Raw genomic sequence first — 21116 nt, 5'->3', positions numbered from 1 at the left:
GGGCCGTCCGCCGCACCTCGAAGCCCGAGTTCCGGGTGGCGAAGAGGTCCAGCCCGCCGAGCCGCCGAGGTGAACCCCCCACCCGCGAGGTGTCGCTCCCCGCGCCTCGCCGTCCCCTCCCCGCGCCCCAGACCAAAGGCCCGCCCATGCGCACCGACGTTCCCGGTACACAAAGATCCGAAGACAGCTCGCCCGAGGCCTACCGCCAGCCGAAAGGAGTGGAGCGGCACGGCATCGAACCCGTACCGGACGACCAGCGCACCGTGCGCTGGTACGACCTGTTCCAGATCATCTTCAACGTGATGCTCAACCCCGGCCTGATCCTCATCGGCGGACTCGCGGTGGTCTCGGGGCTCTCGTTCTGGGCCGCGGTCACCGCCCAGGTGCTGGGCATCCTCATCGCCTTCTGCGCCTACACCGTCATGGCCACCGTCGGCGTCGACTACGGCCTGCCCGGGATCGTGTCGACGCGGGCGTTCCTCGGCATCACGGCCTCCCGCTGGCTGGTCTCCCTGCTGCGCGCCGTCAGCTCGGCCTTCTGGTTCGCCTTCCAGACCCTGGCCGGCGCCATGGGCATCCTGGCCGTACTCGAAGCGTGGCTCGGGATGAAGCCGCCGCTCATCGGCGTCAGCCTCGCCTTCGCCGTGCTCCAGGCATCCGTCGCCCTCTTCGGATACGGATCCCTCAAGTGGCTGTCGAAGGTGGCCTTCCCGGTCAAGCTCGTGATTCTCGGCTACCTCCTCTGGCTGCTCGCCAACCACCAGGCGCCGGGATTCGCGCCGAGCGAGGTGTTCGCCTACTCCGGTTCGGCCGGCTGGCAGTGGGCGGTGTTCGCGGTATGGGTGAACGCCGTCGCGGCGGCATGGTTCAGCCAGGTGACGGACGCGGCCGACTACTGCCGCTACTCCAGGTCCCGTAAGGACATGTGGATCGGCACCATGGCCGCCGCACTGCTCGGAACGGCCGGATCCGCCTTCTTCGGCGCCTACGCCGCCGCCGCGACCCTCGGGACGACGGCGAACGCCTTCGAGGTGATCCCCGGCCTCGGCGTCGGCTCGGTCACCCTGGTCCTCGTCCTGGTCGTGCTGCTCCTGGACAACTGGACGGTCAACGTGCTGAACGTCTACACGGGCGGCCTGGCGCTGGCGAACCTCGCCACCCGGCTCGGGCGCTTCTGGTCGACCATGGTGGTCGCCGCCGCGGGTACGGCGTTGGCCGCCTTCCCCGCGCTCATCGACGGGTTCAACGGCTCGATGTCGGCGATGGGCAACGTCTTCGCGCCCCTCGTCGGCGTGATCCTCGCCGACTACCTCGTCATCAAGCGGGGCCGCATCGACGTGCCGGCCCTCTTCGACCCCCACGGGCCCTACCGCTACACCGGCGGCGTGAACGTCCTCGCCCTCGCCTGGACGGCACTCGGCGCCCTCGCCTTCGTCGCCCTGCCCGACACGGTGCTGCCGACCCCTCTCGTGGCGATCGCCTGCGGCGTCGGTTACGCCCTGACGGCCAGGACGCTCTCGGCGCGACAGGCCGGGACCGCGCCCCGCGTGGACGCGCCCGGCGAACTCGGGCTGCCCACGGGCGGCGCCTGACCGACCGTCGCGTCCTGCTTCGCCGCGGACCGCAGCTTCAGACCCGGGGCTCCAGGTCCGGTGCAGGTCCTCGTGGCCGGCGGCGGGGCAGAAGCGGATCCGGCCGGCGCGCCGGCGGTGGCGGACGCCCGAGGTCCGGCGCCCTACCCGGCATCACCATGGAACACGCCGCGCCACAGGAGGGCCTGAGACGGGACCGCAGGCCCCGGACACCGGAACCGGCGTCCGGGGCCTGCGGTCCCCTTGCTGCCTACTCGACGTCGGCGTTCTGCAGGGTCGGGCCCGAGCCACGGCGGGCCCCGGCGGTTCGCTCCGCGGGGGACAATGCGGTGATGGATCAACTCGAGCAGACCGTCGGACTCGTCCGCGACGTCCTGTCCTCGGAGCTCCTCGGCACGTACCTCCACGGCTCCGCCGTGCTCGGCGGCCTCAAGGCGGCCAGCGACCTGGACGTCCTGGCCGTCACACGGCAGAGCCTGGACGACCGGAGCCGGCGGGCGCTCACCGAGGGCCTGCTGGAGATCTCCGGTCTCTCGCCCGCCGTCCGGCCGGTGGAACTCACCGTCGTCGTCCAGTCCGAGGTCCGCCCCTGGCGGTTCCCGCCGACCGGGGACTTCCTGTTCGGCGAGTGGCTGCGCGACGAGCTCCGGGACAGCGGGCCACCCCAGCCCGGCCCGATGCCGGACCTGGCTCTCGCGCTCACCGTGGTCCTGGCTGGCGACCACCCCCTCACCGGACCGCCTCCCGGCCGCCTCCTCGACCCCGTGCCGCACGCCGACCTCGTCCGCGCGAGCGTCCTGGGCATCCCCGAACTCCTCGACGACCTGCCCGGCGACACCCGCAACGTCCTGCTGACCCTCGCCCGCATCTGGACGACCCTCGCCACGGGCGAGATCAAGCCCAAGGACGCCGCCGCGGACTGGGCCCTCGCCCACCTGCCAGCGGAACACCGCCCCGTCCTGGAGCACGCCGGATACCTGTACCGCAACTGCCACTACGAGGACGAGACCTGGAGCGGCGAACTGACGTCCCAAGTGGGCCCGCACGTGGACGAGGTGCTCGCTCGCATCGACCACCTGCGCCGCCGGGAACGGTGATGCGGCATGAGACGGTGGGCCTGTCCGGGCGCGGGCGAGGACGGAGCGAGACTGCGGGCGCGCCGCCGTCCGGGGTCTCGCCTGTACTTCGCCTGGGAGTGCAGTCGGTTCAGCCGGTGACGGTCTCGGCGTGGCGGTGGAGCGCGTCCAGGAGCGCGGTCTGGTGGCCGGTCAGCTTGCCGTCGGTGCGGGCCCCCGCCTGCTTGCGCAGCCATGCGCCGGGACGGAACGTGGGGTCCGCCTCGCCGCCGGTGCGGTTGGCCGGGCCGTCCAGGCTGCCGCCGGCGGCGAGGTAGGCGAGCAGGCGGCGGTAGGAGCGGTTCCAGTCCGGTTCCAGGCGCCACAGCTCGTCCAGGCCGTCGAGCTTGGCCGTCTGGTCGGCGGTGAGGCCCGTGGCCTTGCGCTGGCGGCGCATCCACGCGCCCACCGCGTAGTCGTCCAGCCTGGCGGTCGCCGGGATCGCCAGGTGGCCGTGCCCACGGTGGAACGCGGCAGCGTAGGCGTAGCCGCGTTCCCAGGCGTTGGTGTTCTTCGACCAGATCATGCCGAGCGCGTCCAGCTCGGAGACGCGGGCCGCGTCCAGCAGGCCCTGGCCGTGCAGGTGGCGCTGGCGGGTGAGCCAGGAGATCAGCTCGACGTGCTTCTCGCGGTCGGTGGGGTCGAGGTGGCCGTGCTCGAGGTGGAACGCGGTGGCGACCGCGTGCATGCGCTGCCACTCAACGGCGCGCGGGTTGAACGCACGGAGCTTGACGGTCCGGAGGATCCGCGCGGCGTGCCGACGGGCGTTGATCTTGAGCCACTCGATCGGCGACTCGACCGGGGCCGGCTGCTGCTCCCTCGCGCCGCCGGCCTCGGCGGCCTCGCCCTCGGTCGGCTTGGCCGTGGTGGTGTGCGCGGCGGCCTGGGAGCGGTGGGCGCGGAGCTCGGTGATCCGGCCGACCACCCGGGCGTCGTGCGCGGCCAGCGCCCGCAGGACCCGCCCGATCGTGCGGAAGCTGGAGGCCTCGATCTCGGCGTCGGCCTCGGCCTTCACGGCCTCGCCGGCGTCGTGGACGTCGGCCGGGTCCGCGGTGGCGGTGTCGTCGCCGACCTCCGGCGCCGGGAGGTAGACCGGGATGATGACCCAGGACACCTTGCCCTGCCGGTAGGACTGGCGCAGCGCGCGGCCGACGGCCTGGACGATGTCGATGACGCTCGACTTCGGGTCCGCGAAGCAGATCGCGTCGACGGCCCTCACGTCGATGCCCTCGGAGAGCAGGCGGGCGTTGGCGAGGATGCCGCACTCCTCGCCGTCCTCGCCGGTGTGGGCCTTGAACTCCGCGAACGCGGCGCGGCGGTCCTTGAGGCGGTCGGTGCCGGCCACCGCCTTCGCCCAGATCCGCTCCGGGCGCTCCGCGTCGGGCAGCAGCTGGGAGGCGTCCGGCAGGGTGTTCGCGAACTCCCGCGCCGCGGACACCCGGGAGTGGAACGTGATGACGCGGCGCAGGCCGAGGTCGGCGACGGCGCGCAGCACCGCGATCTGCAGCGCCAGGCGCAGGAGTTCCTCGTTGCTGCGCTGGGAGCGCAGGTCGGCGACGGCCGGGAGGTTGAGGAGCTCGCGCAGGTCCTCGTCCGTGACCACCGGCACGAGCACCCGGTAGTCGGCGAGGTAGCCGTGCTCGATCCCCTGGCCGAGGGTCCAGGTGAAGACGGTCTTGCCGTAGACCGCCTCGTCGTCCATGGAGCAGAGGACGGGCAGCTTCTCGGCGCCGTCGGTGCCGGCGTCGGCGAGGTCGGCCAGGCCGTCCTTCGCGCGCCGGTCGTCGGCGATCCTGGGCGTGGCGGTGAAGTAGAGCCGGCGCTTCGCCGGGACCAGGGTGTCGTCGTGGATCGCGGCCCACGCCTTGCCTGCCGAACCGGCGGTGCGGTGGGCCTCGTCGACGACCACCAGGTCCCACGCGGGCAGGCCGAAGTCGCGGTGGGCCTGGACGATCCGCTCCAGCGAGGCGTAGGTCGCGTACACGGTCACCGGCCGGTCCTCGGGGGCGGCGCCGACGAGGTCGGCGATCCGGGCCGCCTGAGTGGTCACCTGGGCGTGGACGTGCCCGCCCGCCTCCGCGCTCTCCAGCGCCTCCTGCCGCGAACACGCCGCCACCGCCGGCCCCCGGCGCCCGCCCCGCAGCGACCACGCCTCCGCGGTCTGCTCCAGCAGCTCGATCGTCGGCACCAGCACCAGCACCCGCCCCCGCGCGGCCATCCGCCGGGCGCAGCCGGCGGCGATGAGGGTCTTGCCGGAACCGGTCGCCGCGACGACGGTGGCCCGGCCGCCGTCCTTCACCTCGCGCACCGCGGCCGCCACCGCGTCCTTCTGGAACCAGTGCAGCGGCAGCGGGTTCACCGCGGTGATGCCGGACGGCTGCGCCGGGAGCGGCGGTGCGGCCTGGGCGCGCGGTCCGGCCGCAACGTCCTGCCCGGCGGTGGCGGCGGTGCTCTCCACGGCGGTACTTCTCCTTCGGATGCTGAGACGGCGGGGCCGCGGCGAGCGGAGCTGCAGGGAGGGAGGGAGGGAGGGAGGGGGAGGCGTGTACGGGCCGGGGCTATTCGTTGATGAGGACCTGGGTGCTCTGGTGGCCGGTGGGGGTCCAGGTGCGGATCTCCAGGTAGACGATCTCGGCGTCCTCGGTGGCGCGGCCGCTCTCCACCAGCCAGGTCTTCACGGCGTCGACGACGTCGCCGTGCGAGACGGCGACCCGCCGCGACCACTCGGCGGCGGGGAAACCGCCGGTGGCGGCGGAGCCGTAGGTGCGCTCCTCGGTGCCGTCCGCGCGCGGGACCACGCCGCGCCGGATGCCGGGCGAGTCCTGCCTGGAGCCGGCCGACAGGGTGAAGTAGCGGGAGAGCATGCGCACCGTCAGGGCGACCCGGCCGTCCGCGGCCGCGGCCGCGTGGATCACGCCGGCCAGGTGCGCGGCGCCGGACTTGATGGCCTGCTTCCCGGCTCGGCCGGCCATGCTCCCGCCCGGGGTGCCGATCACGTCCTTGCCCCGCACCCTGGCCTTCTGCCCGGTCCTGGTGCGGCGGCGGGTGGTGTTCGCCTCCGCGATCCCGACCAGCGCCTCCTCGTCCCGTTCGCCGCCGCGCACCGCCCGCACCAACTGGCGCAGCGCGTTCACGAACGCGGCGCCCTTGCCTTTGGTGAAGAACTGGGAGACCAGGGAGGCGTCGCGGCCGAGCATCCTGGCGACCTGGCGCTTGGTGTAGCCCTCGTCGATCAGCTGCTGGGTCAGGCGCGCCGCCTCGTTCGGCTGGTTCGGGTCGGCCGGGCTCACTGGTCAGCACCCTTCCCGGCGGCGGCGAGTTCGGCGAGTTCGGCGCGGCCCAGGCCGCGCAGCTTGAGGTACTGCTCCTGGCCGGCGGGGTGCTCGACGGGCCCGGTCAGGTGGCCCTTGAGCAAGTAGTCACCGGGCTCGCCCCGGTAGGGCCAGGGCTGGCGCTCGGTCAGGGCGATGCCGTCGGTGCCGAAGTACACGACGGTGCCGGGCCTGGCGTGCAGGGCGCCGGCGTGGCCGATGACCTCCTTGCCCTGGCGGTACTTCATGTCCAGCAGCGCCGCCCGCGCCCCCGACCACACGTAGGCCGCCCACTCCGGGTGCGCGTAGGGGTCGCGGGAGAACCCGGCCTGCCGCTGCCACGTGACGACCTGGCCGTCCTGGCCGAGGATCTCGACGCCGGCGGGGAGCGCCTCGCCGACCGGCGTGGTGCCGGAGACCAGGCGCGGGCGCTGCGCGAAGCCGCCGAGGCCGAACAGCAGCACGGAGCGGACGGCGCGGGAGGCGAGGTAGGCGGCCTGCCGCTGGCGCTCCTCGCCGTGCATGCGGGAGAGGTTGGTCAGGTCCGCCCAGGCGGCCTTCAGGCGCTTGCCCCACTCGTCCAGCGGCTTGCCGTCCTCCCACAGCAGACCGCCCAGGACCTCGATCCGCCACGGCGCGATGTGGTTGGCCAGCGCGAGGTGGACCTCCGCGCCGCCCGCCCAGGTGGTGAACGTCGCGCCGGGCTCGGAGGGGTAGATCCAGGCGCGGTCACCGGTGACCGGAGCGGGCAGCAGGCCGACGTGCTGCCAGCCCTGCGGGACGGTGACGCGGATGTTCCAGTGCGAGCAGGACATCAGGGCCTTGGTCTGCTCCTGCTCGGTCATCGCGGCGAAGGCTCGCGCGGTGATGCGGCGCGGTGTGCCGACCGGGCTCTTCCACAGGTGCTTGGCGTAGGCGAAGGTGCGGTCGTACTCCACCAGCGCGGGCAGCTGTGCCGGTACCCGCGGCGGCAGGACCAGCTCGGTACGGCCCTGCCCGCCGGTGGCGTGGAGCAGGGCGCGCAGGTCCTCGGAGAGGACCGGGTAGCCGCCCGCCCACTTGCCGGTGGTCGGGATGGTGCGTGACCACAGGTCCCGGCCGGTCTGGCTCGGGGAGCCCATGAGCACCGCGTCGTCCCAGTGCCGGCGCAGCGCCTGCCACAGCAGGGCGAACGCCTGCCGGCAGGTCGTCACGTCGGCGCCATCGGGGTCGAACCACTCCCCCATCGAGCGGATCTCGGTGCTGCCGCTGTCCGGTGCGGCCGAGGGGGCGTAGCGGCCGACGGGCTGGCGCTGGTGGACGAAGTGCCCGGCGAGCTTGTCCCGGCCGGAGCCGACGGCGGTGGTCCACCGCTCGGAGGGGGTGTTCAGCCAGGCCGCGACCGCGTCCTTGAGGGTGGAGTAGCGCTCGGCGCCGTCGTGCCACGGGGCGCCGGCGGTGATGTAGATCCGCTCCGTGCCCGGGGCGGTGGCCAAGACGGCGTCCAGGATGTCGCCCGGGGTGCGGGCGCCGAGGTCGAGGCGCACCACGCGGTCGCGCACCGCCAGCTCGCCGGTCGCGGCGTCCAGGAACACCGTGCTGCGGGCCTGCTGGGTGAAGTTCGGGCGTTTGGAGACCAGGCCCGTGGTGACGGCCTCGAACCGCGCGCCGGCCGGGCCTTCGGGAAGGGTGGGCAGCTCGCGCGGCCTGGCCTCGTCCACCGGACGCGGCGCGGCAGCGACCGTAGCGGCCGAAGCCGCCGGGACGACCGGCGCGGCAGCGGCGGGGGCGGGCTGCTCGACGACGACCTGGTCCTCGGCCGCGGCCGGCACCTCGACGGCGGGGACGGGGACGGCCGGGACCGGCTGCTCGGGTACGGCGGCGGGGCGGGTCAGCGCCGGGGCCACCGCGACGGCGGGCTCGGCGACCGGCAGCGGGGCGGGCGCAGCGGCGGCCCGGTCGTCGGCCTCGGCGGCGCGGACGGCGGCCGGGGTCGGGTCCAGCAGCGGGGCGATCCGCACCACGTCGCCGACCGAAAGCCCCGAGGCCTTCGCGATGGCCGGCGCCTGGGCACCCTCGTACCCCGCGAGCCCCGCCACCCGGCGCGCACGCTGGGCGGCCAGCTTGTCCAGCTCCTTCTGCGCGGCGGCGACGGCCTTCTCGGCGGCCGTGATCCCGGCGCGCAGCTCGCGCAGGGCGGCGAGTTCGGCGGTGTACGTCTTGCGGTCCATCAGGGCCTCACTCCCCCTCGTCGGCGGTGGCAGTGGCAGTGGCGGCGGTGGCGGCGGTGGCAGTGGCGGCGGTGGCGGCGGTGTCGAGCGGGCGGGCCCGGCGGGCGAGGGCGAGCCAGCCGTCCGGTCCCCGGGTGCCGTGAATGTCGGCCAGGCCCGCGAGCAGGAAGGCGTAAGCGCCGCGCTTCGGCGCGCGGGGCTGGGAGGTGCCGGACTCCCACTTCGCGAAGGTCTCCCGCCGGGTCTTCAAGGCCTCGGCCACCTCGACCTGGGTCAGACCCGCGGCCTTGCGCAGCCGCTCCCGCTCGGCCGGCTCCGGCAGGTCCCCACCGTCCCGGGCCTTGGCCAGCAACGCGTCCACCGCAGCGAAGATCTCGGACATCACACATACCTCCCGACGAGGAAGGTAGCACAGAGTGCCTCATTGAAAGCCACTTAAATAGGCGCACAAGCACCTCAATAGCAGCACAGTCCTCGACCCGCGGTGGCACTTGTCCTCTGACAGGTGTCCCGTGTCAGGTGATCTTGACCATTTGCCAAACGATCTTGACTGGAGCTTTCGCGCTGCCGGCTGGGCGAGGACCCGGCCGCCAGGAGAGCGAACCGGCCAGCAGCCGGGCGGCTACGGCTTCGGCTTCGTCAGCCCCGACCACCGCGAAGGCCGCTTCTTCTGGGAGTCCTCATAGGCGCCCGGCAGCGGCACGAAACGTCAGCGCGATGTTCAGCCGGCCGGCAGAGCAGTCAGATGGACGGAATCGTCCCAGGGCCGTTCCGGCCGGCAGGGCCCGGAGCGGCCAGCAGCCCCTCGTAGAACGCGCCGACCAGCGGCACACGCCCGCTCCGCACCCGCCACCCCGCGAGCTCCGGCACCGCGGCCACCGCACGCCGGCAGAACGCCAGCGCGCTTTCCTCCGCGTCCTCCAGACGATCCGCCACCACGAACACCCCCACCACGGGAGACCGCACGGCACCCGCATGGACACAGACGTGCTCGACCCCCCCTCCACGACCGCGACGGCCAGCAACAGCTCGCGGACACCGTGGGACAGCCCGTCGCAACCTGCGGGGGCGTCCAGGAACACATGAACCAGGTACATGGAACGATCGTGCCGAACCGGGCAATTCCCGAGCAGAGGACGGACCTGGACGGTTCAGGCCCAGGCCGGAACCGTCCACCCCCACACGGCCCCCGGGCACACACGCACTCTTCAGGGTGACAAGCACTCGGCCACGAGCGGGAGGTGGAAGCCCAGGCCGGGATCACGGCAGCGCGCCCCGGCCCGTATCGCACTCCCGCGCCGGTGGGCCGGAACGGCTGGAGGAACGCCGTGAGACGGCCGAGGAACGGGCTGCCCCGTGATTGCGCTCCGGCCAACTGCTCCGCCCCCCGCTCCGGCGCGGGAGCCGAAGGTGCAGGCGGACCGGGTGCGGTCGAACCGCTGTTGCCATCTGGCGTTTCCGGCCCGGAAACGGCGGCGCAACGGCACCCGGGCGCGCGATGCTGTGGCGCACCGTCAGACCGAACGGGCTGACGCGCGGGTCGTGGCCGACGCAGGTCGCCACCGATCGAGGAGGTTCAAGGTGCAGCGTGCGCTGCTGTCGCCCAGGGCAGCTCTGGTGCTGCTGATCGGCTTGCTCGCGGGTATCGGCGCGGGAATCCTGGCCGCCGTAGGAGGAGTGCACCCGGCTCAGTGCGTCCTGTACGGCGTCGGCGCCTTCGGCGTCAGCGTTCCGGTCGTCAACCAGCTCATCGCCGGCCCCGAGAAGGAGCCCACGGACACGACGTCCGCGTCCTGAACCCGGCGCGGCCCGGGTCCTGCGGTTCCCGGGCCACCGCCCGTCCGACACTGCGAGGATGGTGACGTTGTGGAGACCCGTGAGACACCGGAGGGCAACCGGGTGGGAAGCCTCCAGCCGTTGAGCCCGGATCTGAACGAGGAGTGCCGCGCCTTCGCCGAGGCCCTGCGCAGCTTGTTCGCAGGGCTGCGGCCCGCCGTGTCGATGCGCCGCTACAGCGCCCGCCGGCACCTGAGCCCAGGAGCACTCTCCCGCTACCTGTCCGGGCAGCGAATCCCGCCCTGGCAGTTCGTCCAGGACCTGCTCACCGACGTCGGTGCCGACCGCGGCAGTGTCGCGACCACCGAGACGATCGAGCTGCTGCGCTCCCTGCACGCGGCCGCGCAGCGGACCAACGCCTCCGTCAGCCACGCCGTGCAGCAGCTGCAGTTCCAGCTGGCCGAAGCCGACCGCCTGTCCCGGCGGTCCGCCGCCCACAGCGACGTCCTCGGCGAGGCCCTGCTCGACAAGAACCACCGCATCGCCGACCTGGAGCTGCGCCTCAACCAGCTGGAGAGCGACTGGGCACGGGAACGCGCCCGCGCGGACGAGGTCACCCTGTACGCCGGCGGCCGCGACGGTCTGCTGCGGGAGCGACGGACACTGGAGAAGGAGGTCGCCCGCCTCGAGAGCGAGCTGGCGGAGGCGCTTCGCCGTCAGCTCGCCGCCGAGGCGCGCTGCGAACTGCTGGAGCGCCAGCTGGTCGTGGCCGAGCAGCAGGCCGGTGAGGACCCGCCCCGGATCGAGCCCGCTGTCCCCGCCGCGACCGCCGCCGGCAGGCCCAGGGTCCTCGTCGTCGACGACGAGCCGGCGAACCTGGTGGCGCTCGAGGCCGTTCTCGCGGCCGCCGACTGGGACGTGCTGCCCGTCGCGTCCGGCCCCGACGCCCTGAAGGCGCTCCTCCAGCACAGCGACATCGCCGTGATCATCCTGGACGTGCAGATGCCGGGGATGGACGGCTACGAGACCGCCGTCCAGATCAAGAACCGCGCGCAGACCCGCGACATCCCGATCATCTTCGTCACCGCGATCGGCGACGGCCCCGAGAACTCGCTGCGCGGCTACGGCGCCGGGGCCGTCGACTTCATCGTCAAGCCGCTCGACCCCTGGGTCCTGCGCGCCAAGGTCACCGTCCTGACCGGCATGTACCTCAACTACCGCGGCACACCACGCACGATGCCGACTCGGCAACCCGGGAACGCCGCCGACCAGCTCCTGTTCACCGCCCTCCGGCCCCGTCAGCCCTCCTGACCACCTGCCGCCCGCCCGGGTGCCGGAGCGGGTACGGGCCGGGCAGCTCATGGGGTGCCGGCCGGTCAGCTGGCGGCGGCGGTCGGCGCGGTGAAGGTCTCGCGGGGTCCGAAGTCGGTGTAGGTCACGGTGCTCACGGATGTGACGGTCGTGCCGCCACGGGGCACCTTCATGGACATCGTGTGGGCCAGGACGCGGCCGGCCCGGTCGATCCAGATGTCGTAGTCCCTCGCGTCGACGCCCTTGTCGACCATCTTCTGGTAGCCCTTGGGGTCGATGTTCTTGATCTGGGCGGCCGTCAGGCGAGCGGCGAGGTGGTACGCCGGGATGCCGTTCTTCTGTTCCATCCCCTTGCGGGCGGCGGGGCCGGCCTCGACGAGCGCCTTGGCGTAGACGGTGGCGTCGTCGACCCGGGCGTCGCTGTCGGTGTCCGTCGGACTCCAGGCGCTTCCGGGCTTCGTCTTGTCACGCGTGTAGATGGCCGTACCCGTGTTGATCACCTCCATCCACAGCAGAGGCTCGTCGCTGTCGCCGAGCGTCATCTTCGTCTCGCTCCGGCCTTCACGGGTCGGGGTGTTGAAGTTGACCCGGCCAGTGCCGGCGATCACGGACCCCTGGCCGTCCGCCGTCGCGGTCGTCTTCAGGGTCTCGGTGGCGGCGTACGGCGTCCGGTCGGCGTTGGCCAGGGCCACCGCGGGGTCGAACGCGCCGGACGCGTCGACCGGCGCGCCCGTGGCGGTCGGCGTAGCGGTCGGCGTCGGCGTGGCGGTGGGCGTGGCGGTCGCGGTGGGCGTGGGGGCCTGCGTGGTCGCGGTCGCGCTCGGGGTGCTGCTCGCACTCGCGGTCGCGGTCGCACTCGCCGTGGCCGGCGAACTGGCAGCGGCTGTCGGGGCCGACTGCGTGTCGCCGTCGTTGCAGGCGGCCACGGCGGACAGGGCAAGCAGCGTGGCGGTGGTGATCAGGGTGGTGCGGCGGATCGTCACAGGTTCTCCGTCAGATGGGGTGAGCAGGGAGAACACTTTCACGAACCACTGACATCTTCGAAGGTGTTTCCGACAGGCCGCCGAACGCCCGGTGTACCGGTAGCGACAGCTGCCGGTTGTTCCTGTGCCCGTGGTGCCTCTTCCGTCCTCCCCGCCGGGCTTCGCCCGGTAGACGTGCGCGTCGGCGTCGCAGGTCGCTGCGGGGGCGCCGGCTTCCACCGGGCCGGTGACGGCGGGATTCCTCCTTCCGGTGCCGGTCGGGAGGGTCGCGATGATCAGGCCAGACGGGGAAAAGCCCACAGTCGGCGGAACGCGGCGACGATCTCGTCCGCCCGGGGCCGGCCGGCGGGTAGGCGTTCGGGGAGCGGTCACCGTGACCGCTCCCCGATCGCCTACGCAGAGCTCTTGTCCCCGGCCGAGGGCTCTTGACCTGCCGGTCGGGGTTCGAAGCAGGAACTAAGGAACCCGGATGCAGCCCGTGCCCGGTGACGTAACGTCGTGGAGGATGGCCTTGCGGGTGTTCGGCCCGTACTCGCCGTCCGCGGGCGTGCCGGCCTTCTGCTGGGTCCGGATGAGCGCGGCCCTGGTGAGCGCACCGAAGTTCCCGTCCACGGTCAGGTGCTCGCCGTAGCAATAGTTCATCGTGAACTGCAGCCCCCACACGGCATCGCTACTGGCACCCTGGCCCATGTAGCAGTCGACCGATCCCGTCCCCGTGTAGTACGGGACATCGGCGCCGTAGTACGACTTGAAGCTGTTGCACGTCACCCCCGCCGCGGACGCCGTTCCCGCGGGGCCGACCACCAGCCCCGTCGGGACGGCGAGTGCCGCCACCGCCAGCGCCGCCAGCTTTGCCCGTCGTGTTGCTCGCATTGAATTCCCTCCCATTGCCCCGTTGGCGCAGGGAGCCGTCGCCTTTTCGGGCGAGGCTCGCGCCGTCCTCCGAGATGCTGCCACCGCTTCAGGAAAAGAGCCAGAGCGTCCGCATCGCGAGACGATTACGCAAAGACACAGGTCATGGACCTATAGATCGGTGGCAATTGCGCGAAAGATCCAGATTGTCTTGCCAGGTTTTCTTCCCCCTGATTCGCCCATGTTTCAGCGCCCCACCCTCCACGGCGGAAGACCCGGCCTCGATCGTTCACCATCGGCGCCGGTTTATCGCTTGCCCGCGATGTCGCTTTCGCCCCCCCTGGTGGGATTGGCAGGGCAGGGCTGCGCTTCGGCTTCAGCAGAGCGAGCACCACCATGACGCGCTCCGTCTCCCGCACCCTGCGGACGGCGAGCTGTCCTCGCTCACCGCCGTGGGCGCCTCGACGGCAGCACCCTTCGACGTCGGCCTGGCGATCGGCGGCTTCCGCGGGACCGTGCACGGAGCGAGGGCCAGGCACCTCTCGTCGATGCGATGATGTGATGATCCTTTGCCAATGTGAGGAAAGAGGCCGGTGTGCCGTACGAACTCGCGGACCGGCTCGTCGTCGGCATCGCTTCCAGCGCCCTGTTCGATCTCACCGAGAGCGACCGGGTCTTTCTCGAGCAGGGCGAGGACGCGTACCGCGCCTACCAGCGCAAGCACCTCGACGACACGTTGGATCCGGGGGTGGCGTTCTCCTTCATCCGGCGCCTGCTCTCCCTGAACGACCTCGCCCCGGCCGCGGACCCGTTGGTCGAGGTGATCGTGCTGTCCCGCAACGACCCGGACACCGGTCTGCGGGTGATGCGCTCCATCGAGTCCCACACGTTGAGCATCAGCCGGGCGGTGTTCATGCAGGGCCGCTCGCCCTACCGGTTCATGCCGGCGCTGAGCATGTCGCTGTTCCTCTCCGCGGACCAGGAGGACGTGCGCGAGGCCGTCGCGCTCGGCCTGCCCGCCGGGACCGTCCTGGGCCCGGCCGCCGACGACGACCACGACGACACCGACCTGCGGATCGCCTTCGACTTCGACGGCGTGCTCGCGGACGACGCCGCCGAACGGCTCTACAAGAGCGGCGGCATCGAGGAGTTCCGCACCCACGAGGTCGCGAACGCGCGCGTCGCCCACGCCCCCGGACCGCTCAAGGACTTCCTCGCCGCGGTCAACCGCATCCAGCGGCGCGAGGAGGAGGAGCAGCGCGCGAACCCGGCGTACCGGATGCGCGTGCACGTGTCCATCGTCACCGCCCGCAACGCCCCGGCTCACGAGCGCGCCGTGCTGAGCCTGAACCACTGGGGCCTGCGCGTGAACGACGCGTTCTTCCTCGGCGGGATCGACAAGGGCCGCATCATGTCCGTGCTGCGGCCGCACATCTTCTTCGACGACCAGGCCGGCCATCTGACCAGTACCGCTCTGACGACTCCCAGCGTCCACGTGCCCTTCGGCCTGCTCAACCAGCCGGCCTCGGAGGCGCCCGCTCCCTGATGCGGGACGTCCCTCGGTCCTCCGCCCCCGCCGTGTTCCCGGCCCGGGGCCAGGAACACGGGGGCCGGGAACACGGGGGCCGGGGCGGGCCGTTCGTCAGCGGGTCTCGATGACGACCTGTTCGAGCACCACGTCCTGGACCGGGCGGTCGTTGCGGGGGTTGACCTCCGTGGTGGCGATGGCGTCGACGACCTTCTGGCCGGCCTCGTCGGCGACCTCGCCGAAGATGGTGTGCTTGCCGGTGAGCCAGGTGGTCGGGCCGACGGTGATGAAGAACTGGGAGCCGTTGGTGCCGGGCCCGGCGTTGGCCATGGCGAGCAGGTACGGCTTGGTGAACGCCAGGTCGGGGTGGAACTCGTCCGCGAACTTGTAGCCCGGCCCGCCGGTGCCGTTGCCCAGCGGGTCACCGCCCTGGATCATGAAGCCCTCGATGACCCGGTGGAAGACCGTGCCGTCGTAGAGCTTCTCCGTGGTCGGCTGTCCCGTCTTCGGGTCGACCCACTGCCGCTCCCCGGTGGCGAGCTCCACGAAGTTCCGGACGGTCTTCGGGGCGTGGTCCGGCAGCAGCCGGACCACGATGTCTCCCAGGCTGGTCTTCAGCGTCGCGTACAGCTCTTGCGCCATCTCGATCCTCAGGTCGTCGGGTCCTGTGACCCGGACAGTCTTCGGGTCGAGCGGCGCGTTCCGAAGGCGGCGACACGGCATCTCACCCGGACGGGTGGCGCCGGCCGAACGGACGTCCGGCCCGGGCGGATCGACGGGGTGCGGAACGCGTCACGGTTCCGGGTTCGGGGCCGGCTGTCCCACGAGGTAGATCCGCTCCCGTAGTTCGGCCTCCGCCCGGTCGAGGTCGCTCCAGAGGTCCAGCCAGACCTGGTCCTTCCTGCCGTCCGGCTGGTCGAGCCGGGCCGCGACCCAGGTGAAGACGCCGGTGAGGATCTCGCGCTTGTGTCCGGGCGCCGTCACGGACAGCGCGAAGGAGACGGCGAGTCCGGCCCTGGTGACGATGATCCGGTCCTCGTGACCGGGGCTGCGCCGACCGCCCGTGAGATAGCGGGGTTCGTCGAGGATCTTGACCCACTCCAGCTCCGCTCCCTGGACCTGGTCGCTCAGGCAGTGCGCGATGGAGTCGCGGATGGCCCGGGCGGGCTCGCCGAGCCAGTCGAGCCAGTGGTCGGACCCGGTGAGCTCGGCGAAGTCGTCCTTGGGAGGACCGTAGTTCGGGCTCTCCCTGAACTCGCCGGTCAGCTTCCCGTCCGGACCGACGACCCAGGCGCCCTGGATCGCCTCGGCCGGAACGTAGCCGTTGGGATCACCGATGTACTCCGGGTCGATCGCGGCGACCGATCCGCCCGGGTTGGCCGCCGCCTCGGCGACGAGTTCGGGCGGCGGCGACTGCCGTACGCGCTGTCGCTCCGCCGAGAGGTCCCGCATGTGTTCCAGCCCTTCGCCGCGTCGTCGGCGGCATCCGTTTCGTGCCCCGGCCGCCGCTCCTGATCCGGCATGCTCGCATGCCCTGCGAGAGCACTGCCGGGCAGGGGTCGGGCCGGGCCTCGGTTCCCGGTGAGTGCGCCGATGTGGTGGCGGCCATGGCGTGCGGTGCCGCGGGTCCGGTGTGCTCCTGGCGTTGCGTGGCGCCGACCGGGACGAGGTCGTGAAGCGGCGGGCGCGCGCCGGGTGGGGAGCGCTGTGCTTCCGGTCGCCGGGTGGCGCTCCCTTCCGGCGGGGGTGGCGGGCTCGCAGGATGAGGGGCGAAGCGTGGGACACCGGGGCGCGCCGTGCCGCCGGATACGCAGCGAACGTGGAGGACGCCGTGGAGCAGGAGAGCGGTCAGGGGCCGTCCGCGCAGGAGGTCGGCGCCTGGTACGACCGGCTGGGCGGTCTGTACAGCCTGACGATGGGCGACAACATGCACATGGGCATGTGGGAGGGCGGTCGGCGCCCCGATCCCGGGCGCGTGCTGTCGGCCGACGAGGCGTGGCAGGAACTCACCGCGGCCCAGGACCGGTGGACCGACGACCTGATCGCCGAACTCGGCCTCGCCCCGCACCAGCGGGCGCTGGACATCGGCTGCGGCACCGGCCGGCCGACCGTCCGGCTGGCCGCCGCGTCGGGCGGGCACGTCATCGGCATCACCGCCAGCCGCAGCCAGGCCGAGCAGGCCACCGCCCGCGCCGAGCGGGAACAGCCGCCCGGGAAGGCGGAGTTCGTACACGGTGACGCGATGGACCTGCCGTTCGAGGACGAGTCCTTCGACGCCCTCTGGGCGATCGAGTCGTTCGCGCACTTCTCCGACCGGCCGCGCGCCCTGCGGCAGGCATGGCGGGTCCTGCGGCCCGGCGGCCGTCTCGTCCTCGCGGACTGTCTGGAGGCCGTGCCGTTCACCGAGCAGGAGGCGCGACTGTTCCGCGGCGGCTTCGCGCTCGCCCCGCTGCCCCGGTCCCTCGACGACTATCCCGCCCTCGTCCGCGGGGCGGGCTTCGCGATCGAACGCGTCCTGGACAGGAGCGCCGACTTCGCCCCCACCTACGACCTCATCCCCCTGGTGTACGCGGGCCGTCGTGAGCAGCTCGCCCGCCGGCTCGGCGCCGAGGCGGCCGGGCAGCTCGACACCGCGTACCCCCTCATCCTCGACCTGTGCCGGGACAAGCTGGGCTACGTGATGGTCAGCGCCCGCAAAACCGCCCACTGACCGACGGCGGGCGGCGGCGGGCGCCCGGTAGGGTGCGGGGGTGACCGGATCCACGCGGCGTCCGCTGCTGTTCCTGGACGTCGACGGCCCGCTCATCCCGTTCGGCGGTGCGACGCCGTACCCGGTGTACGGGAGGGCGGCGGACGCCGGCGGGAACCCGCTGCTCGCCAGGCTCGACCCGCGGCACGGGCCGCGGCTGGCCGCACTGCCGTGCGAGGCCGTGTGGGCCACCACGTGGCTGGACGACGCGAACGCGTACGTCGCTCCCCTGCTCGGCCTGCCGCCGCTGGCCGTCGTGGACTGGCCCGGTCCGTCCGGCGACGAGGAACCGGACGTGCGCGCGGGGTTGCACTGGAAGACCCGCGCGCTCGTCGCGTGGGCGGGCGGGCGCCCGTTCGCCTGGGTCGACGACGAGATCGGCGCCGCCGACCGGGCCTGGGTCGCCGCCCACCACCCGGGGCCCGCCCTGCTCCACCGGGTCGATCCGCGCACCGGGCTGACCGACGCGGACTACGCGGTGCTCGACGCCTGGCTGCGGCAGGCACTCTGACGGAGCGCCGAGCACCGCGGCTCGTCAGGATCCCGGGGCACGTGTTCGGCCGTGATCAGTGGGGCCGGGTGAGGTCCTTGATCCAGAACATCGCGCCACGGAGGCGGAGGCCGGCGAGGGAGCTTTCCGGGGTCCCGTCCTACCGGGTGGCGATGCCTCGCTGGTCGCTGCTGCGACGCGGCTTCCCGGCCAATGCGGCCTTCGCCGATCCGGACCACCTCGTGCGGACGGTCAGACGCGGCTTACGGAGGATCCCGCTGACCGTACCGGCTCGTTGATGCCCGGACGGGCGGGTGGCGGTTCCAACTGCCTGGAAAGGGCGATCTGGTTCGCGAGGAACCGAGCCGTGACCTGCATTCCCCTGCTCCGCTCCAGCGGACTTCCGTGCACCGCGCGAAGCAGTTGGCGCAGTGCCAGCAGGTCGTAGCGTCGGACGGTCTCGATGGCCGCGACCTCGACGAGGGTTTCGACGCGGGCCGCGAGCGGGATCGGGAGGGCGCACAGCTCCAGGGCGGTTTCCTTCCCCGGTGAGGACGGATCGGGCCAGGCGAGGTCGACGATCCGGCGGAGCGTCCCCGGGTCAGGCGCCGCCCCGCCGTGCGGATCGGATTCGGGCCACTCGTCCTGGCGACGGAGGAGTGTCGCGCAGAGCAGCGCATCGACGTAGGCGGGATGGTACGAGTGCTGGAACGCGTACGAGGCCCGGCCGGGGGCTCCCCGGTGCCGGTATTCGTCCGCGCGGAACGCGGGGCCGGGGAGAGAGCCCCCGCTGTTCAGTACCCGGGTTCTCAGCGCCCATCCGCAGCAGGCGAACGCGGACGCGCTTCCCGGCAGCACCGCGTCGGCGAGCAGCAGTTCGCCCAGCAGGTCGAAGTCACGGATCGCGACCGCGAAGCAGAGAGCGGATCCGATCGAGGACCTGAGCCGGTCCTCGTCGGCCCCGGGGATCCGGTCCGATCCGAAGTCGGTGGCGTACATGAGCGTGTGCGTCAGCGCGTAGCAGTCCTCCCGGGTGGTGTAGAGGCCGTCGTGGTCGGACGCGATGGCCGACGCCCCGGCCTGCCACGCCGGTGACACCTGGCCGAGCTGCTCGGAGGATCCGCCTCCGGCCTTCCGCTGGGCCCAGCGGAATTCGAGGCGACGGAAGGGAACGAGTTCCTCGGTTCCCGCGTGGCCGGTCGCGACCGCGTTGCGGACCAGTTCGTCCATGCCCTCGTCGGGGCGGCCCAGCGCGGAAAGGAAGTAGTGTCCCAGACCCAGGCTTGAAACCGCCCGGGGATGGCGGGCGATCGCACATCGGACGCGCGGGCTCCGGCACCTGCTCTCACAGAACTCCACGAGCCCGTCCCACACCGCACGATCCTGGCCTCCCCCGGCTCGGTCCACCACCAGCAGGAGCATCGAGGTCTCGATGGCGATCTTGTCCTCGGTGCGGACGATGGCGTCGGCCTCGTCCTTCCAGTGCTCTGAATAGTCGTCGATCAGCCGGAGGTTCCCGAGGGCGAACTCCAGTACTTCATTGATCCGGGTGCGCAGCTGGTCCGCCCGGGGCCTGTTCTCGGGCGGCGCCGTCAGGTGACTGTGGCGGCTGGCCATGGCGGCATACCTTCGCGGTGGATGATTCGTTCCGAGGCGCGCGGGGCGGTTGCAGGAGTCGAATTCAGGTACGAGCCCGGCCCCTGCAGCCCCGCGGCGGTTCCTACTTCTCAAGCGGGCGGACCACGATGCAGTAGTTGTTATTGCAGATCGTGTGCGCCGCGGCCTCCCTCTCGCTGCCGATGACCTCGGGCGACAACTGGCTCCGGAGGTTTTCCACCAGGCGGATGAGTTCGCTGCTCGACAGCTCGTCGGCGAGCTTCTCCAGGTTCACCGGGCGTTGTTCCATTGCTCTCACCTCCTTTCCACTACTGGAATAGCTGACCCAGGGACGGAGACTGCAGGAGCGCACTCACGATCTTCTCGATGAGTCGGGGCCGGTATTCCGGGCGCCGACCGAGATCGCGGACGAGGGATTCCGGGGGGAGCCCGCCGAGCAGGCCGCGGAGGATTTCGAGGAGAGGCTCGCAGGGCTCCATCCCGTCGGTCCGGGTGAGCAACTCCCCGACAGCTCCTGCCAGTCGGTCCACCGGATCGGTCCGGTACCTCTCGGCGAACGCTCCCAGTGCGCTCCGGCGGTCCAGGCCGTTCAGCGCGAGTGCGAGGACCAGGCGCGGCTCGGCAGCGGTCACCCGCCGGCGCAGTGCCATGAGGCGGTGGTCGCGCACCACTCTCGCGGCGACCCCCCGGAGTGACTTGCCCAGTCGTTCGTCCCGGTCCGCCAGCATGCCCGCCGCCTCTTCGGTGAAGGCGTCGCCGAGTTCCATCCGGCACGCCGTGAGCAGCACGGTGACCGCGGAGCCGAGATCGTCGAGGCAGAGGGTGGTTCGGACGGCTTCCCGCAGTCTGCCCTCGTCGGTCCGTCTCAGGAGGTGCAGCAACTGCAGGCGGCGGGTCAGCGAAGCGTCGTCGGCGAAGGAAGCGACCGACAGTGACGGCGGGTAGTAGTCGCACTGGGGCTGCGCGGACGGGTCGGACCTCGTCCGGACGACCAGTGTCGCCGAGGGCTCGTCGAGGTGGAAGAGGGCATGGGCGCCTCGGGCACCCGGAAGGACGGGGCGAACGTCGCCCACGGTGAGGACTTCGCTCCCTTGCCGGGTGGCGCTGCCGACGCGGAGCCGGCCGCAGACCCGCGTCCGCTCGTCGAAGCGCCACGTGCTGTGAAGGCTGGAGCCGCAGACGACCTGGAAGGCGCCCTGGAACGCGTGCTCGTGGATGGACGTCGTGGCGTCGAGCCAGTACAGCAGGCTGATGTGGAAGCGGCTCGTGCTGTAGAGCGTGAGCGGCGGCTGGCCGAAGAGTGCATCCAGATCAACCTGAACGGGGAACTCGGGCTCGACCGCGGCTCGGGAGGCCAGCTCCAGCGCGTCCGCCTCAGAGAGGAAGGCGCCTTCGGTCAGAAGCCTCGCGGAGATGTCACCGAACGCGTCTTCCGCATAGTCGTGTGCGCGCCACTCGGACGCGATGCTGTCACCCAGCAACTTGAAGGGCGCCCACAAGTCGTTTTGGTTCATGACTGACCGGCCTGTCCAGTCACTGAAGACCTGATGATGCGTCGATTCGATTACGTACAATCCTACTC

General features: G+C 72.1%; 19 protein-coding genes. 7 read left to right on the top strand and 12 right to left on the bottom strand.

What is annotated here, in order from left to right; translation table 11 throughout:
• Window positions 1-146 precede the first annotated feature (146 nt).
• The gene (locus tag ABT238_RS07965) at window positions 147-1592 is read left to right on the top strand and encodes a purine-cytosine permease family protein (protein WP_350756074.1); all 1446 of its coding nucleotides are present in this window, start codon (window positions 147-149) and stop codon (window positions 1590-1592) included.
• A gap of 332 nt (window positions 1593-1924) precedes the next feature.
• A complete protein-coding gene (locus ABT238_RS07960; RefSeq protein WP_350756072.1) occupies window positions 1925-2689 on the top strand; it encodes an aminoglycoside adenylyltransferase family protein in 765 nt (254 codons plus the stop codon).
• 109 nt (window positions 2690-2798) lie between these two features.
• On the opposite strand, the gene ABT238_RS07955 is transcribed toward ABT238_RS07960, so the two are convergent.
• From ABT238_RS07955 to ABT238_RS07935, 5 genes are all read right to left on the bottom strand, one after another.
• On the bottom strand, window positions 2799-5165 hold the full coding sequence (locus ABT238_RS07955) for a DEAD/DEAH box helicase (protein WP_350756070.1): 2367 nt from the start codon (window positions 5163-5165) through the stop codon (window positions 2799-2801).
• A 100-nt stretch (window positions 5166-5265) separates the two neighbouring features.
• Window positions 5266-5997, bottom strand: coding sequence for a helix-turn-helix domain containing protein (locus ABT238_RS07950; protein ID WP_350559927.1), 732 nt, complete (start codon window positions 5995-5997; stop codon window positions 5266-5268).
• Window positions 5994-8228, bottom strand: a complete 2235-nt coding sequence (locus ABT238_RS07945; RefSeq protein ID WP_350756068.1) for a hypothetical protein — start codon at window positions 8226-8228, stop codon at window positions 5994-5996. Before ABT238_RS07945 ends, ABT238_RS07950 begins: the two co-directional genes overlap by 4 nt.
• Window positions 8229-8235: 7 nt before the next feature.
• Window positions 8236-8610 carry a helix-turn-helix transcriptional regulator gene (locus ABT238_RS07940; protein WP_350756066.1) on the bottom strand — a complete coding sequence of 125 codons (375 nt, stop codon included), beginning with the start codon at window positions 8608-8610 and terminating at the stop codon, window positions 8236-8238.
• A gap of 359 nt (window positions 8611-8969) precedes the next feature.
• On the bottom strand, window positions 8970-9173 hold the full coding sequence (locus ABT238_RS07935; RefSeq protein WP_350756064.1) for a hypothetical protein: 204 nt from the start codon (window positions 9171-9173) through the stop codon (window positions 8970-8972).
• A gap of 636 nt (window positions 9174-9809) precedes the next feature.
• On the opposite strand from ABT238_RS07935, the gene ABT238_RS07930 reads away from it, so the two are divergent.
• Window positions 9810-10025 (top strand): hypothetical protein, encoded by a 216-nt coding sequence (locus tag ABT238_RS07930; RefSeq protein WP_350559916.1) that lies wholly within the window; start codon window positions 9810-9812, stop codon window positions 10023-10025.
• Between the two features lie 102 nt (window positions 10026-10127).
• Window positions 10128-11315, top strand: coding sequence for a response regulator (locus ABT238_RS07925; RefSeq protein ID WP_350560064.1), 1188 nt, complete (start codon window positions 10128-10130; stop codon window positions 11313-11315).
• Between the two features lie 65 nt (window positions 11316-11380).
• Here the strand turns inward: ABT238_RS07925 and ABT238_RS07920 are convergent, their stop codons facing one another.
• Together ABT238_RS07920 and ABT238_RS07915 are read right to left on the bottom strand one after the other, a co-directional pair.
• Window positions 11381-12298 carry a hypothetical protein gene (locus ABT238_RS07920; RefSeq protein WP_350559913.1) on the bottom strand — a complete coding sequence of 306 codons (918 nt, stop codon included), beginning with the start codon at window positions 12296-12298 and terminating at the stop codon, window positions 11381-11383.
• 456 nt (window positions 12299-12754) lie between these two features.
• A complete protein-coding gene (locus ABT238_RS07915; protein WP_350559910.1) occupies window positions 12755-13171 on the bottom strand; it encodes a peptidoglycan-binding domain-containing protein in 417 nt (138 codons plus the stop codon).
• Between the two features lie 574 nt (window positions 13172-13745).
• Between ABT238_RS07915 and ABT238_RS07910 the strand changes: the two genes are divergently transcribed.
• On the top strand, window positions 13746-14696 hold the full coding sequence (locus ABT238_RS07910; RefSeq protein WP_350756061.1) for a 5'-nucleotidase: 951 nt from the start codon (window positions 13746-13748) through the stop codon (window positions 14694-14696).
• 96 nt (window positions 14697-14792) lie between these two features.
• Here the strand turns inward: ABT238_RS07910 and ABT238_RS07905 are convergent, their stop codons facing one another.
• Window positions 14793-15320 (bottom strand): peptidylprolyl isomerase, encoded by a 528-nt coding sequence (locus ABT238_RS07905; protein ID WP_350559904.1) that lies wholly within the window; start codon window positions 15318-15320, stop codon window positions 14793-14795.
• A 150-nt stretch (window positions 15321-15470) separates the two neighbouring features.
• A complete protein-coding gene (locus ABT238_RS07900; RefSeq protein WP_350756059.1) occupies window positions 15471-16130 on the bottom strand; it encodes a hypothetical protein in 660 nt (219 codons plus the stop codon).
• 367 nt (window positions 16131-16497) lie between these two features.
• Between ABT238_RS07900 and ABT238_RS07895 the strand changes: the two genes are divergently transcribed.
• Together ABT238_RS07895 and ABT238_RS07890 are read left to right on the top strand one after the other, a co-directional pair.
• Entirely contained in the window at window positions 16498-17388 is an 891-nt protein-coding gene (locus ABT238_RS07895; protein WP_350559898.1) for a methyltransferase domain-containing protein, read from the top strand.
• Between the two features lie 40 nt (window positions 17389-17428).
• Window positions 17429-17938: an HAD domain-containing protein gene (locus ABT238_RS07890; protein WP_350756057.1), complete on the top strand. Its 510-nt coding sequence runs from the start codon at window positions 17429-17431 to the stop codon at window positions 17936-17938.
• A 231-nt stretch (window positions 17939-18169) separates the two neighbouring features.
• Here the strand turns inward: ABT238_RS07890 and ABT238_RS07885 are convergent, their stop codons facing one another.
• The 3 genes from ABT238_RS07885 to ABT238_RS07875 all read right to left on the bottom strand — a co-directional run bounded on the left by ABT238_RS07885 (window position 18170) and on the right by ABT238_RS07875 (window position 21048).
• Window positions 18170-19534, bottom strand: coding sequence for a DUF6895 family protein (locus ABT238_RS07885; RefSeq protein WP_350559892.1), 1365 nt, complete (start codon window positions 19532-19534; stop codon window positions 18170-18172).
• 103 nt (window positions 19535-19637) lie between these two features.
• The gene (locus ABT238_RS07880; protein ID WP_350559889.1) at window positions 19638-19823 is read right to left on the bottom strand and encodes a hypothetical protein; all 186 of its coding nucleotides are present in this window, start codon (window positions 19821-19823) and stop codon (window positions 19638-19640) included.
• Window positions 19824-19842: 19 nt separating this feature from the next.
• A complete protein-coding gene (locus tag ABT238_RS07875; protein ID WP_350756055.1) occupies window positions 19843-21048 on the bottom strand; it encodes a hypothetical protein in 1206 nt (401 codons plus the stop codon).
• Window positions 21049-21116: the final 68 nt, after the last annotated feature.

The sequence above is a fragment of the Kitasatospora sp. NPDC001527 genome (genome assembly GCF_040298605.1).
Lineage (GTDB): Bacteria > Actinomycetota > Actinomycetes > Streptomycetales > Streptomycetaceae > Kitasatospora.
The sequence above is the reverse complement of the archived record's forward strand: the minus strand, read 5'-3'. Positions and strand labels throughout refer to the sequence as shown.